14 protein-coding genes and 1 tRNA gene are annotated in these 14,061 nt (G+C 58.8%); 6 read left to right on the top strand and 9 right to left on the bottom strand.

Translation table 11 applies throughout. From position 1 onward, the window contains the following. Positions 1-94 precede the first annotated feature (94 nt). From HKK57_RS05290 to HKK57_RS05250, 9 genes are all read right to left on the bottom strand, one after another. On the bottom strand, positions 95-1,018 hold the full coding sequence (locus HKK57_RS05290; protein ID WP_169389875.1) for a sigma 54-interacting transcriptional regulator: 924 nt from the start codon (positions 1,016-1,018) through the stop codon (positions 95-97). A gap of 419 nt (positions 1,019-1,437) precedes the next feature. Continuing rightward, positions 1,438-2,538: a redox-regulated ATPase YchF gene (ychF, locus tag HKK57_RS05285; protein ID WP_029295691.1), complete on the bottom strand. Its 1,101-nt coding sequence runs from the start codon at positions 2,536-2,538 to the stop codon at positions 1,438-1,440. A gap of 22 nt (positions 2,539-2,560) precedes the next feature. Next, on the bottom strand, positions 2,561-3,145 hold the full coding sequence (pth, locus tag HKK57_RS05280) for an aminoacyl-tRNA hydrolase (RefSeq protein WP_003208389.1): 585 nt from the start codon (positions 3,143-3,145) through the stop codon (positions 2,561-2,563). Positions 3,146-3,313: 168 nt separating this feature from the next. Continuing rightward, entirely contained in the window at positions 3,314-3,919 is a 606-nt protein-coding gene (locus tag HKK57_RS05275) for a 50S ribosomal protein L25/general stress protein Ctc (protein WP_029295688.1), read from the bottom strand. A gap of 138 nt (positions 3,920-4,057) precedes the next feature. Then, entirely contained in the window at positions 4,058-4,999 is a 942-nt protein-coding gene (locus tag HKK57_RS05270) for a ribose-phosphate pyrophosphokinase (RefSeq protein ID WP_003171603.1), read from the bottom strand. 45 nt (positions 5,000-5,044) lie between these two features. Then, a tRNA-Gln gene (locus HKK57_RS05265) sits at positions 5,045-5,119 on the bottom strand. A 36-nt stretch (positions 5,120-5,155) separates the two neighbouring features. Next, positions 5,156-6,004 carry a 4-(cytidine 5'-diphospho)-2-C-methyl-D-erythritol kinase gene (gene ispE / locus HKK57_RS05260; protein ID WP_169389874.1) on the bottom strand — a complete coding sequence of 283 codons (849 nt, stop codon included), beginning with the start codon at positions 6,002-6,004 and terminating at the stop codon, positions 5,156-5,158. A gap of 1 nt (position 6,005) precedes the next feature. Next, a complete protein-coding gene (gene lolB, locus HKK57_RS05255; RefSeq protein ID WP_070996768.1) occupies positions 6,006-6,623 on the bottom strand; it encodes a lipoprotein insertase outer membrane protein LolB in 618 nt (205 codons plus the stop codon). Positions 6,624-6,627: 4 nt separating this feature from the next. Next, positions 6,628-8,352 (bottom strand): tetratricopeptide repeat protein, encoded by a 1,725-nt coding sequence (locus HKK57_RS05250; protein ID WP_029295662.1) that lies wholly within the window; start codon positions 8,350-8,352, stop codon positions 6,628-6,630. A gap of 303 nt (positions 8,353-8,655) precedes the next feature. On the opposite strand from HKK57_RS05250, the gene hemA reads away from it, so the two are divergent. The 6 genes from hemA to HKK57_RS05220 all read left to right on the top strand — a co-directional run bounded on the left by hemA (position 8,656) and on the right by HKK57_RS05220 (position 14,023). Continuing rightward, the gene (gene hemA / locus HKK57_RS05245) at positions 8,656-9,945 is read left to right on the top strand and encodes a glutamyl-tRNA reductase (protein WP_029295660.1); all 1,290 of its coding nucleotides are present in this window, start codon (positions 8,656-8,658) and stop codon (positions 9,943-9,945) included. Next, the gene (gene prfA / locus HKK57_RS05240; protein WP_029295658.1) at positions 9,942-11,024 is read left to right on the top strand and encodes a peptide chain release factor 1; all 1,083 of its coding nucleotides are present in this window, start codon (positions 9,942-9,944) and stop codon (positions 11,022-11,024) included. Before hemA ends, prfA begins: the two co-directional genes overlap by 4 nt. Next, positions 11,025-11,855: a peptide chain release factor N(5)-glutamine methyltransferase gene (gene prmC, locus HKK57_RS05235; protein WP_029295656.1), complete on the top strand. Its 831-nt coding sequence runs from the start codon at positions 11,025-11,027 to the stop codon at positions 11,853-11,855. Further along, positions 11,849-12,604, top strand: a complete 756-nt coding sequence (locus HKK57_RS05230; protein WP_092233535.1) for a molybdopterin-synthase adenylyltransferase MoeB — start codon at positions 11,849-11,851, stop codon at positions 12,602-12,604. The genes prmC and HKK57_RS05230 overlap by 7 nt, the downstream gene beginning before the upstream one ends. Further along, positions 12,597-13,391 carry a glutamate racemase gene (gene murI, locus HKK57_RS05225; protein WP_169389873.1) on the top strand — a complete coding sequence of 265 codons (795 nt, stop codon included), beginning with the start codon at positions 12,597-12,599 and terminating at the stop codon, positions 13,389-13,391. Before HKK57_RS05230 ends, murI begins: the two co-directional genes overlap by 8 nt. Positions 13,392-13,504: 113 nt before the next feature. Then, positions 13,505-14,023, top strand: coding sequence for an acyloxyacyl hydrolase (locus HKK57_RS05220; protein ID WP_070996779.1), 519 nt, complete (start codon positions 13,505-13,507; stop codon positions 14,021-14,023). The last annotated feature ends 38 nt before the right edge of the window (positions 14,024-14,061 follow it).

Here is a 14,061-nt window from a genome sequence, read left to right as displayed (position 1 = left end):
GCGCAGGAAATGTATGCGTTCCAATTGTGTCTGCAGGGTATGTTTCAAAAAATGTAATTTTTCAGTTTGTTGCCAGATCTTTATAGTGCGCAAGTTATGTCAGTGATATTTCCAGTTGCTTCATTCGGTAATAGAGGGTGCGCTTGGGCACGCCTAACTCGATGGCGACGCCATCAACATTATGGGCATGTCGGTTCAGCGACTCTTCAATCAGAACTTTCTCGATTTGCTGTAAACGTTCCTTGAGCGGCATCTCCCAGTCCTGGCGTTCTTTTACCGCAGCACAGAGGGGAGGGAGCCCCAGGACGAAACGCTTGGCTGTCGAGCGCAGTTCGCGCACATTCCCTGACCAGGGATGGCAAAGCAATTGTGAAAGCAGAGCGTTGGGAGGCGAGGGTGCCGGGCACTTGAAGTACTCAGCCTCCTGCCGGATCATTTTCACGAACAGCGGGATGATGCGCTCTGGTTGCTGCCTGAGTGGCGCCAGGTTGATGTTGACCACATTCAGACGAAAGTACAGGTCGCGCCTGAAGGACCCTTGAGCGACCATCTCATGCAAGGACTGCTGGGCAGAGGCAATGACGCGCATGTCTACGGGGATAAACCGGGTCGAGCCCAAGCGTTCGACGCCACGGGACTCCAATACCCGCAGCAACTTGGCTTGCAGGGGAAGCGGCATGCTGTCTATTTCGTCAAGGTACAACGTGCCCAGGTGCGCGGCTTCGACAGAACCTGCACGCGATTGCATGGCCCCGGTATAGGCGCCTCTGTTGACTCCAAAGAGCTGGCTTTCGGCAAGGCTCTCCGGTATGGCCGCACAGTTGACCGCGACGAAGTTCCCCCGTCGTCCTGACAGGCAATGAATACGTTGCGCTAAAGTGTCCTTGCCGGTGCCTGTTTCCCCAAGCAGCAGAATGTCGATGTTGAGCGCGGCAGTGTTATTGATGGTTGTTTCTATGTCTGGGCAATCATTGAACGGGGTGTCTGTTTCAACTTCACTTTGATAGGAGGCCGACATGTTGCTATTGCTCCAATTCCATTAGAGTTGTCGCGTCACTATTGTTTGATTTTTCTAGTGATAGGGATCAGTAGACCGGAAAATGCCCATGATGTCATTGCGAAAGGATGTTGGGATTGCTCACTGTTTTGCCAGTGTTGTTAAAGAACTTGAATTGGAAAAATATTCAAGTTTTTGTAGGAGTGGTATTTGCTGTGGCGCGTAGGAGCAATCCTAAATATTTTATGATTATTATTTAATTGGCGGGCTGTGCGCTTGAAGTGTCAGTTTTCTGCTCTGCCTGTTCATGTTATTAAAATACATAACAGTGTCTTAATATTTCCCCCGCTGGAAAGTCCCTGTTGTAAATGAAGCGCCCACAAAAAAACCGATGCAGGGCATCGGCTTTTTTGTGGGCGGCAGGTGCCGCAGGTCAAGCGTTACACGTTGAAGCGGAAGTGCATTACATCGCCATCTTTGACGATGTATTCCTTGCCTTCCAGGCGCCATTTACCGGCTTCCTTGGCACCGGCTTCACCCTTGAACTGGATGAAGTCGTTGTAGGCGATCACTTCGGCGCGGATAAAGCCTTTTTCGAAGTCGGTGTGGATCACGCCGGCAGCCTGTGGCGCGGTGGCGCCGACCTTGACGGTCCAGGCGCGGACTTCTTCGACACCAGCGGTGAAGTAGGTCTGCAGGTGCAGCATTTCGTAGCCTGCACGGATCACACGGTTCAGGCCGGGCTCTTCCAGGCCCAGGGCCTCGAGGAACATGTCTTTTTCTTCGCCGTCTTCCAGTTCGGCGATTTCCGCTTCGATCTTGTTGCACACCGGAACAACCATTGCGCCTTCTTCTTCGGCAATGGCCAGGACCACGTCGAGCAGCGGGTTGTTCTCGAAGCCGTCTTCAGCCACGTTGGCGATGTACATCACAGGCTTGGTGGTCAGCAGGTGGAAGCCCTTGATCACGGCCTTTTCGTCGACGCTCATGTTCTTCATCAGGCTGCGTGCAGGCTTGCCCAGGGTGAAGTGAGCAATCAGTTGCTCGAGCAGGGCCTTCTGCACCACGGCGTCCTTGTCACCGCCTTTGGCATTGCGCGTAACCTTTTGCAGTTGCTTCTCGCAGCTGTCGAGGTCGGCGAAGATCAGTTCCAGGTCGATGATCTCGATGTCGCGTTTCGGGTCGACGCTGTTGGAGACGTGAATCACGTTCTCGTCTTCAAAGCAGCGGACCACGTGAGCGATGGCATCGGTCTCACGGATGTTGGCCAGGAACTTGTTGCCCAGGCCTTCACCTTTCGACGCACCGGCTACCAGGCCTGCGATGTCGACGAACTCCATGGTGGTCGGCAGGATGCGCTTGGGATTGACGATGGCGGCCAGGGCCTCCAGGCGCGGATCGGGCATCGGCACGATACCGGTGTTGGGTTCGATGGTGCAGAAGGGGAAGTTCTCCGCCGCAATACCGGACTTGGTCAGGGCGTTGAACAGGGTGGACTTGCCGACGTTAGGTAGGCCGACGATGCCGCAATTGAATCCCATGGTGTTTCCCCTCGGAAAAAAGTCAGGCCTTCTGGCTGTGCAGGTTTTTCATCGCACGGTTCCATTCACCGGCGAAGATATCCGGCAGCACGCCGAGGGCAAAATCGATGCTGGCATCGAGTTTTTCCTGTTCGGCGCGTGGCGCACGACCCAGGACGAAATTTGAAACCATACTGGCAACGCCTGGGTGGCCAATGCCGAGCCGCAGACGGTAAAAGGTATTCTGATTGCCCAACTGCGCAATGATGTCGCGCAGGCCATTATGACCGCCATGGCCGCCGCCTTGCTTGAGCTTGGCAACGCCGGGTGGCAGGTCCAGTTCGTCATGGGCCACCAGGATTTCTTCGGGTTTGATCCGGAAGAACCCCGCAAGCGCCGCGACAGCCTGGCCGCTGCGGTTCATGTAGGTGGTGGGAATCAGCAGACGAACATCCTGACCCTGATGCGAGAAGCGTCCGGTCAGGCCAAAATATTTGCGATCGGCCACAAGATTGACGCCTTGGGCGTGGGCGATGCGCTCAACAAAAAGGGCCCCCGCGTTATGCCGGGTCTGTTCGTATTCGGCGCCTGGATTTCCCAGGCCAACGATCAGTTTGATGGCAGTCACGACAGGGGCCCTTCCTTTGGAGTTGTGGATAACATCGCCGCAACCTCGTTGCGGCGAAAGTGGACGACAGGAGCTCACTTATCCAGAGATAAACTTCGCGTTATCGCCCGCTTTCTCGCTACGTTTCGGTCCGCGATGTTTCCTCAAGCTCCGACGCTGCAGAGAGTATTACTCGGCAGCGGTTTCGCCAGCTTCATCTTCTGCTACAACACGTGGCGCGTGGACGTTGGCAACAGCCTTGTCGTCGTTGTGAGCCAGTGCAACGAACTCAACGCCTTTAGGGGCTTTGAGGTCGGACAGGTGAATGATGGTGCCGATTTCAGCAGCCGACAGGTCGACTTCGATGAACTCAGGCAGATCTTTCGGCAGGCAGCTTACTTCCAGCTCGGTAGTGGTGTGGGAAACAACGCCACCTTTCTTGACCGGAGCTTCTTCACCAACAAAGTGCACAGGCACGATAGCGGTCAGTTTCTGACCAGCAACAACGCGTACGAAGTCAGCGTGCAGTACGTGACCTTTGGCCGGGTGGCGTTGCAGAGCCTTGATGATAACGTTCTGCTTTTTGCCGCCAACGTTCAGTTCGATAACGTGGCTGTAGGCAGCATCGTTTTCGAGCAGTTTGGCAACTTCTTTAGCCAGCATGCTGATGGATTCAGGGGCTTTTTCGCCACCGTAAACTACAGCTGGAACCAGGCTTGCGAGACGACGCAGGCGGCGGCTCGCACCTTTCCCCAGGTCGGAACGCAGTTCAGCATTCAAAGTAAAATCGTTCATGTTGTATCTCCAAAATAACCACATTCGCCCCAGCGTTTGCGACCAGCGCTAAAGGCGATATGGGCAAAAAAGCCCCGCCCCAGCATGGTGCTGGGGCGGGGCGCTTTTCGTCAGGTTGATGCCACCAAGGTTTGACCCTTAGCGGAACATCGCACTGATCGATTCTTCATTGCTGATGCGGCGAACCGCCTCAGCAACAACCGGTGCGATATCCAGTTGACGGATACGCGCACAGGCTTGAGCAGCGGCGGACAACGGGATGGTGTTGGTCACCACCAGTTCGTCCAGCACGGAATTCTCGATGTTCTCGATCGCTCGGCCCGACAGCACAGGATGTGTGCAGTAGGCGAAGACTTTAGCCGCACCGTGCTCTTTCAAGGCTTTAGCCGCGTGGCACAGGGTGCCGGCGGTATCGACCATGTCATCGACCAGAATACAGGTACGCCCTTCGACATCACCGATGATATGCATCACTTCAGAGTGATTGGCTTTCTCACGGCGTTTGTCGATGATCCCGAGGTCCACGCCCAGGGATTTGGCAACAGCCCGTGCACGCACGACGCCACCAATGTCCGGGGACACGATCATCAGGTTTTCAAAGCGCTGGTCTTCGATGTCATCCACCAGAACGGGGGAGCCGTAGATGTTATCTACCGGAATATCGAAGAACCCCTGGATTTGGTCAGCGTGCAGGTCAACCGTGAGAACACGATCGATACCTACCACGGTCAGCATGTCAGCGACGACTTTCGCGCTGATAGCCACACGTGCGGAACGCGGACGGCGATCCTGACGGGCATAACCAAAGTAAGGGATTACAGCTGTGATTCGAGTCGCTGAGGAGCGGCGGAAGGCATCAGCCATCACGACGAGTTCCATCAGGTTATCGTTGGTCGGAGCGCAAGTCGGCTGAATAATGAAAACATCTTTACCGCGGACATTTTCATTGATCTCGGCTGTAATCTCGCCGTCGGAAAATTTACCGACTGAGATGTCACCGAGAGGGATATGCAGCTGACGTACAACACGCCGAGCCAGATCGGGGTTAGCATTCCCCGTAAAGACCATCATCTTGGACACGCGCAGTACCTAGAGGCTGAGGGTAACCTGGATGAGTATAGAAAATGGCAGGGGCGGCTGGATTCGAACCAACGCATGGCAGGATCAAAACCTGCTGCCTTACCGCTTGGCGACGCCCCTGTATCTGTTGCAACGAGTACCCAGTACTCGGTTCCTTTAGAGCAGACTTTGCAGCTTGCGATGCAACATCGAAACGTTGCTCCCCTTTGCTACAAACCCTGTAAGGGTCTCTGTAAGAAGGGCCGAGACTTTATCAGCTTCAGCTTTGTTTGGGAAGCCCCCAAACACACAACTTCCAGTTCCGGTGAGTTTTGCTTCGGTAAATTTACCTAACAAATTCAATGCGTTACGTACATCTGGATAACGCATTGCTACCACCGGTAAGCAGTCATTTCGACTGTTTCCCTTGGGAACGGGGCGCACTTTAATGGGAGAAGAGTTACGTGTCAACAACGGATCTGAAAAAATTTCTGCTGTACTTACAGATACTTGCGGAACAAGCACGACATACCACGGCTCTTCGGGGTCTACGGGGGTGAGTTTTTCCCCGACACCCTCAGCAAATGCGGCGTGCCCACGCACAAAAACCGGGACGTCGGCGCCCAGTGTCAGGCCCAGCGCGGCCAGGCGATCTTCATCCCAGCCCAGTTGCCACAAGTGATTAAGACCGAGCAGGGTGGTTGCGGCATTCGAGCTGCCACCGCCGATGCCGCCGCCCATTGGCAGGATTTTATCGATCCAGATATCAATACCCAGCGAACAGCCGGATTGTTCCTGGAGCTTTTTTGCCGCCTTCACGATCAGATTGCTGTCATGGGGCACATCGGCAAATTCGGTGTGCAGTTGAATCACCCCATCGTCGCGTACGGCGAAGGTCATCTCATCGCCGTAGTCGAGAAATTGAAACAGCGTCTGCAACTCGTGATAGCCGTCTTCACGACGACCGAGGATGTGCAGCATCAAATTGAGCTTGGCCGGGGAGGGCAGGGTCAGGCGTTCGGTCATGTCACTGCCCCAGCTTGCGCGGTTGCCAGTCCTTGATCACCAGCGTGACGTCAAGGTTGCTGCCGTGCAGCTTGATGCGCTCGGGCAGCCAATAGCCGCTTTGCTCCACATAACTGAGGTACTCAACCTGCCAGCCATCCTGTTCCAGGGTGGCCAGGCGGCTATCGCCATTGAGGCTCAAGCGGCTCTTGCTGTCAGGCGCGGGCAGGCCGCGAACCCACCAGACCAGGTGCGAGACCGGCAGCTTCCAGCCGACCTGCTCTTCAAGCAATGCCTCCGGTGATGGCGCTTCATAGCGGCCCTGGTTGGCCACTTCGAGGCTCACTTGCCCCGGTCGCCCGGTCAGGCGTGCAGCGCCACGGCCCAGGGGGCCAGAAAGGCGGATATCGTAATAATCCTGGCGTTGCAGCCAGAACAAGGTGCCGCTGCCCGAATCCTTCGGTGCACGCACGCCGATCTTGCCTTCGATCTGCCAGCCATCAATGCTGCTGAGCTGATCCTTGTGCTGGCGCCACTGCGCCGGGTTGCCCTGGCCTTCGACGGATTCACGGGCACCGAAGCCCGCACAACCGGCGAGCAGGGCGATAAAACTGAAAACGATGGCGTGGCGCAAAAACATAGAATTAAAGAGTCTCGGATCCGGTCAGGCGCTTGATGGTGCTGCGCAGGATAGGGCTGTCGGGTTGTTCCTTGAGGAACTTGGCCCAGATTTGTCGGGCTTCGCGTTGGTTGCCCTTGGCCCAGAGCACTTCGCCCAGGTGTGCGGCCACTTCCTGGTCGGGGAACCGCTCCAGGGCTTGGCGCAACAGGCGTTCGGCTTCGTCGAGGTTGCCCAGGCGGTAATTCACCCAGCCCAGGCTGTCCAGCACTGCCGGGTCTTCCGGGTTGAGCTGGTGCGCCTGTTCGATCAGGACCTTGGCCTCGGCATAGCGCGTTGTACGGTCTGACAAGGTGTAGCCCAGGGCGTTCAGTGCCATGGCATTGTCCGGGTCGCGCTTGATGATCAAGCGCAGGTCCTTTTCCATCTGCGCCAGGTCATTGCGTTTCTCGGCCTGCATGGCGCGGGTGTACAGCAAGTTCAGGTCGTCGGGGTATTGCAGCAGGGCCTGGGCGAGGATTTTCCAGGCGCGCTCCCCCTGATTGTTGGCCGACAAGGTCTCGGCCTGGATCAGATACAGCTGGATGGCATAGTCCGGCTCGGCATCGCGGGCCGCGGCCAGGCGTTTTTCGGCTTCGTCAGTGCGGCCGTTGTTCATCAGGATATCGGCCTGGCGCAGTTGCGCCGGCAGGTAGTCGTTGCCGGGGCCGACCTGGGCGTACTCGATCAGCGCGCCTTGCGGGTCATCCCGTTCCTCGGCGATGCGCCCCAGGTTCAGGTGGGCCGAGTCGACGTGGCTTTCCCGGGCGATCAGTTCTTCCAGGTAACCCTTGGCCTCTTCCCAGGCCTTGGCTTCCAGGCAGACCAGCGCCAGGGAGTAACGTAGTTCGTCATCATCCGGGTATTGCTGGACCAGGCTGGCGAACTCCACCTTGGCGTCTTCCATGCGGTCCTGTTCCACCAACATGCGCGCGTAAGTCAGGCGCAGGCGCTTGTCGTCCGGATACTTCTTGATGCTCTTTTGCAGTAGCGGCAAGGCTTCCTTGCCCCGGTTGAGGCTTTGCAGCAGGCGTGCGCGCAACAGCAGCGGGGCTATTTCACCTTCTTCCGGCGGGTTTTGCTCCAGCAGCTTGAGGGCGGCTTGCGGTTCGTCATCCTGTTGCAACAACAGCGCCTTGCCAAATACCAACTGGCCGTTGCTCGGGTGCTTTTGCAGCAGGCGGTCGAAACTCTTCATCAGGCCATCGCGGGTGTCCTGGTCGGTATCGGCCGCGGAGAGGGCGAGGAAGTCAAAGTGGGTATCGCCCTTGCCCTGCAAGACTTTCTCCATGTAGACCATGGAGTCGTCGTAGCGCCCGGCCCGCGCCAGCTGGATCGCCGCGGCGCGCTGGGCCTCCAGGTCGTCCGGGGCGTTTTTCGCCCAGATCAACGCGGTATCCAGGGCTGCCTGGTCGGCGCCCAGGTATTCGGCGATGCGAAACGCTCGCTCGGAGATCCCCGGGTCCTGGGTGTTGACGGCCTGGGTCACGTAGTTATCCAGAGCAATGTCGAAACGATTGCGCTGGCCGGCGAGCTCCGCGCTCAGCAGGCTGAACACCGTTTCTTCGCTGAACGAGGAATAAACCTTGGGCTTTTCAGGGGCGGGGGTGCTGTCTTCCACCGGCGCAGGACTCTGCGACGATACGGGGGCCATGGACTGGCAGCCCCCGAGGAAGGCAAGGGCAAGGAGCAACGCGGAAGATCTATTCATATAGGAAGAGGACGACTAACCTGCGGTCGGATCATCATGACACAAGCCCTCGGCCAAACATAACCGGGGCACTCGTATTGCCTTAAATGCCTTCTATGTAGCAGCGAGCTTGCTCGCGAAAAACGCCAAGACGCCGCGTTTACCCAAGGTGCCAGCGTTTTCGTTGACGATTTTTGCGAGCAAGCTCGCTCCTGCAAAGGGTCTTTATAGACACAAGGCATTAGGACAATAGACGACGGTGGTTGTTCTGGATGAGTCGAAGTAGGACAATTGTCGGCTTCTCGACATCATCAGCGATATTGAATGGCCTTCCTTGCTCTGGGTATCAACCACAAGACTGCTTCTGTAGACGTCCGCGAGCGCGTGGCGTTTACCCCGGAGCAATTGGTTGAGGCTTTGCAGCAGCTGTGCCGGCTCACCGACAGCCGCGAAGCTGCGATCCTTTCCACCTGCAATCGCAGCGAGCTCTATATAGAGCAGGAACATCTTTCGGCGGATGTCGTGCTGCGCTGGCTGGCTGATTACCATCATTTGAGCCTGGATGACCTGCGCGCCAGTGCTTATGTGCATGAAGATGATGCGGCAGTTCGTCACATGATGCGTGTTGCATCCGGGCTTGATTCGCTGGTGCTGGGCGAACCGCAAATCCTCGGCCAGATGAAGTCGGCCTACGCCGTGGCCCGCGAAGCCGGGACCGTGGGGCCGTTGCTGGGGCGTTTGTTCCAGGCCACCTTCAATTCGGCCAAGCAGGTGCGCACCGATACGGCGATCGGTGAAAACCCGGTCTCCGTGGCTTTTGCTGCCGTCAGCCTGGCCAAGCAGATCTTCAGCGACCTGCAGCGCAGCCAGGCCCTGCTGATCGGCGCGGGCGAGACCATCACCCTGGTCGCCCGGCACCTGCATGACCTGGGCGTCAAGCGTATCGTGGTAGCCAACCGAACCCTGGAGCGCGCCAGCATCCTGGCCGAAGAGTTCGGTGCCCACGCGGTATTGCTGGCTGACATCCCGGCCGAGCTGGTGCGCAGCGATATCGTGATCAGCTCCACCGCCAGCCAGCTGCCGATCCTGGGCAAGGGGGCGGTGGAAAGCGCGTTGAAGCTGCGCAAGCACAAGCCGATTTTCATGGTGGATATCGCCGTTCCCCGTGATATCGAGCCAGAAGTCGGCGAGTTGGACGACGTTTACCTCTATAGCGTCGACGACCTGCATGAAGTGGTCGCCGAAAACCTCAAGAGCCGCCAGGGTGCTGCCCAGGCTGCCGAGGAAATGGTCGCGATCGGCGCCGATGACTTTATGGTGCGTCTGCGCGAGCTGGCTGCCGTGGATGTGCTCAAGGCCTATCGCCAACAGGGCGAGCGCTTGCGTGACGAGGAATTGCTCAAGGCCCAGCGTCTGCTGGCCAATGGCGGTAACGCTGAAGATATTTTGATGCAATTGGCCCGTGGCCTCACCAACAAGCTGTTGCATGCTCCCAGCGTACAGCTTAAAAAACTGACAGCCGAAGGCCGCCTCGATGCGCTGGCCATGGCCCAGGAACTCTTTGCCCTCGGTGAGGGCGCGTCAGACAGCTCTTCGGATAAAAAACTGCAATGAAAGCGTCACTGCTCAATAAACTGGACGTGCTCCAGGACCGTTTCGAAGAACTGACCGCCTTGCTTGGCGATGGCGAGGTTATTTCCGATCAAACCAAGTTCCGCGCCTATTCCAAGGAATACGCCGAAGTTGAGCCGATCGTGACCACCTACTCGCAACTGCTCAAAGTGCAGGCCGACCTCGAAGGCGCCCAGGCGCTGCTCAAGGACAGCGACCCGGACATGCGTGAAATGGCCGTGGAAGAAGTCCGCGAAGCCAAGGAAAAGCTCGTTGAGCTGGAAGGCGATCTGCAACGCATGCTGCTGCCCAAGGATCCTAACGATGGGCGCAACGTCTTCCTGGAAATCCGCGCCGGTACCGGCGGCGACGAGGCGGCGATCTTCTCCGGCGACCTGTTCCGCATGTATTCGCGCTATGCCGAGCGTCGCGGCTGGCGTGTCGAAATCCTCTCCGAGAACGAAGGGGAGCACGGCGGCTACAAGGAAATCATCGCCCGGGTCGAAGGCGAGAACGTCTACGGCAAGCTGAAGTTCGAATCCGGCGCCCACCGCGTACAGCGCGTTCCAGCCACCGAGTCCCAAGGCCGCATCCACACCTCGGCCTGCACCGTGGCGGTATTGCCCGAGCCGGACGAGCAGGAAACCATCGAAATCAATCCGGCAGATTTGCGTGTCGACACCTATCGTTCGTCCGGCGCCGGTGGTCAGCACGTCAACAAGACCGACTCGGCAATCCGCATCACTCACCTGCCGTCCGGCATTGTGGTGGAGTGCCAGGAAGAGCGGTCCCAGCACAAGAACCGTGCGCGGGCCATGTCCTGGCTGTCGGCCAAGCTCAACGACCAGCAGACCAGCGCCGCCGCCAACGCGATTGCCAGCGAGCGCAAGTTGCTGGTGGGCTCGGGTGACCGGTCCGAGCGCATTCGCACCTATAACTACGCCCAGGGCCGGGTCACCGACCATCGGGTCAACCTGACCCTGTATTCCCTGGACGAAATCCTTGCCGGTGGCGTGGACGCAGTGATCGAGCCGTTGCTTGCCGAATACCAGGCCGACCAACTGGCCGCGATAGGTGAATAAATGACCATTATTGCCAGCTTGTTGCGCGCCGCCGAGCTGCCCGACTCGCCGACTGCCCGTCTGGATGCGGAGTTGCTGCTGGCGGCTGCCCTGGGCAAGTCCCGCAGCTACCTGCACACCTGGCCAGAAAAAATCGTCAGCAGCGAAGACGCGCTACGTTTTGCCGGCTACCTGCAACGTCGTCGCAGCGGTGAGCCGGTGGCCTACATCCTCGGCCAGCAGGGCTTCTGGAAGCTCGACCTGGAAGTCGCGCCGCACACGTTGATCCCGCGCCCCGACACCGAGCTGCTGGTGGAAGCGGCCCTGGAATTATTGCCCGCCAGCCCGGCCAACGTCCTCGACCTGGGCACCGGCAGCGGCGCCATCGCCCTGGCCCTGGCCAGCGAGCGCCCGGCCTGGCGCGTGACGGCGGTAGATCGCGTATTTGAGGCCGTGGCCCTGGCCGAGCGCAATCGCCAGCGCCTGCACCTGGATAACGTCACGGTGCTCAACAGCCACTGGTTCAGCGCCCTGAAAGATCACACCTATCACCTGATCATCAGCAACCCCCCCTATATTGCCGACAACGATCCGCACCTGGTGGCGGGCGATGTGCGCTTCGAACCCGCCAGCGCATTGGTCGCAGGTCACGATGGCCTGGACGACCTGCGGCTGATCATCGCCCAGGCGCCGCTGCACCTGGAGGCCGGTGGCTGGTTGCTGCTGGAGCATGGTTACGACCAGGCGCCGGCCGTGCGTGACCTGTTGCTGGCGCAAGGTTTTGCCGAGGTCCACAGCCGTATCGACCTCGGCGGCCATGAGCGCATCAGCCTGGGACGCCGGCCGTGCTGACTGATCAGGAGCTGTTGCGCTATAGCCGACAGATTCTGTTGCAACAGGTCGACATCGAAGGCCAGTTGCGCCTGAAAAACAGCCGTGTATTGATCGTCGGCCTGGGTGGCCTCGGTGCTCCGGTGGCCCTGTACCTGGCAGCCGCCGGTGTGGGTGAGCTGCATCTGGCGGACTTTGACACGGTCGACCTGACCAACCTGCAACGCCAGATCATCCACGACACCGACAGCGTCGGCCTGAGCAAGGTCGATTCGGCTATCCGCCGCCTGAGTGCGATCAACCCCGAGATCCGGCTGGTTGCCCACCGCGCTGCGCTGGACGTTGATTCGTTGGCCGCTGCCGTAGCCGGCGTGGACCTGGTGCTCGATTGCTGCGACAACTTCGCGACCCGCGAAGCGGTGAACGCGGCGTGCGTCGAAGCTGGCAAGCCTTTGGTCAGCGGTGCGGCGATTCGCCTGGAAGGCCAACTCTCGGTGTTCGATCCGCGACGCCCGGAAAGCCCGTGCTACCACTGTTTATATGGGCACGGCAGCGACACCGAACTGACCTGTAGCGAAGCCGGCGTCGCCGGTCCTCTGGTAGGCCTGGTCGGCAGCCTGCAAGCCTTGGAAGCCCTGAAACTGCTGGCCGGTTTTGGCGAACCCCTGGTCGGCCGCCTGCTGCTGATCGACGCCCTGGGCACACGTTTTCGCGAGCTGCGGGTCAAGCGTGATCCCGCTTGCAGCGTCTGCGGTCGCCAGCATGGTTAAGGATGCACCGATTGGTGTATTCGACTCCGGGGTCGGCGGCCTGTCGGTGCTCGACGAAATTCATCGTTTGTTGCCCCATGAGTCGCTGCTGTACGTGGCGGATTGCGGGCATATCCCCTACGGCGAGAAAACCCCGGCATTCATTCGCGAACGTTCGCGGGTGGTTGCAGAGTTTTTCCGCGGGCAGGGCGCCAAGGCCTTTGTGATTGCCTGCAACACGGCAACTGTGGCGGCGGTCGCGGATTTGCGCAGTGATTATCCGGATTGGCCGCTGGTGGGCATGGAGCCGGCGGTCAAACCTGCGGCTGCCGCGACGCGCAGTGGTGTGGTCGGGGTACTTGCCACCACGGGCACCTTGCAAAGCGCCAAGTTCGCCGCGCTGCTGGATCGCTTCGCCACCGATGTGCGGGTGGTGACGCAACCTTGCCCGGGGGTGGTAGAGCTGATCGAAGCCGGCGACCTCAACAGCCCGGCGCTGCGCCAGATGCTGCAAGGGTATGTCGCGCCGCTGATCGAGGCCGGGTGCGACACCATTATTCTGGGCTGCACTCACTATCCTTTCCTCAAGCCCTTGCTGGCGACGCTGCTGCCACCGTCAATCATCCTGATCGACACCGGCGCGGCAGTGGCGCGTCAGTTGCAGCGCCTGCTGGGCGAACGCCAACTGCTGGCCGAGGGCAATCCTCGGGCGGCGCAATTCTGGACCAGCGGTGATCCGCAACATCTCAGAAATATCCTACCCACACTATGGAAATTCAGCGGCGTTGTGCGAAGCTTCGCCCTGTGAAAAATTCGTGAAATAGCGGGTTTTTCAGCTGAACTTCTGCGTTGTCCGTGATTTCTATAGCTCTTGATGAGCAATACAAAACCATACAACTTCGTTTGGAAAGGATGTTTCTTATGAAGCGCTTGTTCTGTTTGGCCGCGATTGCGGCCGTTTTGGTAGGGCACTCTGTTTCTTCCCAGGCTGCCGGCCTGGAATTTGGGGTGGGGCATACAAGCGATTCGACCATGACCTATCGCCTGGGCCTGCAATCGGACTGGGACAAGAGCTGGTTGCAGAGCGATGTCGGGCGCCTGACCGGCTACTGGAGCGGCGCCTATACCTTCTGGGATGGTGACGAACGCGCCAGTGTCAGCAGCTTGTCGTTTTCCCCGGTGTTTGTGTATGAGTTCGCCGGTGAGTCGGTGAAACCCTATATCGAAGCGGGGATCGGCGTGGCGTTGTTCTCACGCAGCAAGGTGGAAGACAACAACATCGGCGGGGCTTTCCAGTTCGAAGATCGCCTGGGCTTTGGCTTGCGCTTCGCCGGCGGGCACCAGGTGGGGATCCGTGCCACGCACTATTCCAACGCGGGCATCAGCAGCCACAACGATGGTATCGAGAGCTATTCGTTGAACTACACCATGCCGCTCTGATACTCCCCAAGCACAGCCCGACCCATGTAGGAGCGGGC

Source organism: Pseudomonas sp. ADAK21 (assembly GCF_012935735.1).
GTDB lineage: Bacteria > Pseudomonadota > Gammaproteobacteria > Pseudomonadales > Pseudomonadaceae > Aquipseudomonas > Aquipseudomonas proteolytica.
This window is presented reverse-complemented; position numbering and strand designations above follow the sequence as displayed.

What these genes read in the sequence shown, in the direction of transcription:
- HKK57_RS05290 (WP_169389875.1), bottom strand. Translation starts at nt 1,018, where the DNA reads ATGTCGGCCTCCTATCAAAGTGAAGTTGAAACAGACACCCCGTTCAAT.
- ychF (WP_029295691.1), bottom strand. Translation starts at nt 2,538, where the DNA reads ATGGGATTCAATTGCGGCATCGTCGGCCTACCTAACGTCGGCAAGTCC.
- HKK57_RS05275 (WP_029295688.1), bottom strand. Translation starts at nt 3,919, where the DNA reads ATGAACGATTTTACTTTGAATGCTGAACTGCGTTCCGACCTGGGGAAA.
- ispE (WP_169389874.1), bottom strand. Translation starts at nt 6,004, where the DNA reads ATGACCGAACGCCTGACCCTGCCCTCCCCGGCCAAGCTCAATTTGATG.
- lolB (WP_070996768.1), bottom strand. Translation starts at nt 6,623, where the DNA reads ATGTTTTTGCGCCACGCCATCGTTTTCAGTTTTATCGCCCTGCTCGCC.
- HKK57_RS05250 (WP_029295662.1), bottom strand. Translation starts at nt 8,352, where the DNA reads ATGAATAGATCTTCCGCGTTGCTCCTTGCCCTTGCCTTCCTCGGGGGC.
- hemA (WP_029295660.1), top strand. Translation starts at nt 8,656, where the DNA reads ATGGCCTTCCTTGCTCTGGGTATCAACCACAAGACTGCTTCTGTAGAC.
- prfA (WP_029295658.1), top strand. Translation starts at nt 9,942, where the DNA reads ATGAAAGCGTCACTGCTCAATAAACTGGACGTGCTCCAGGACCGTTTC.
- prmC (WP_029295656.1), top strand. Translation starts at nt 11,025, where the DNA reads ATGACCATTATTGCCAGCTTGTTGCGCGCCGCCGAGCTGCCCGACTCG.
- murI (WP_169389873.1), top strand. Translation starts at nt 12,597, where the DNA reads ATGGTTAAGGATGCACCGATTGGTGTATTCGACTCCGGGGTCGGCGGC.
- HKK57_RS05220 (WP_070996779.1), top strand. Translation starts at nt 13,505, where the DNA reads ATGAAGCGCTTGTTCTGTTTGGCCGCGATTGCGGCCGTTTTGGTAGGG.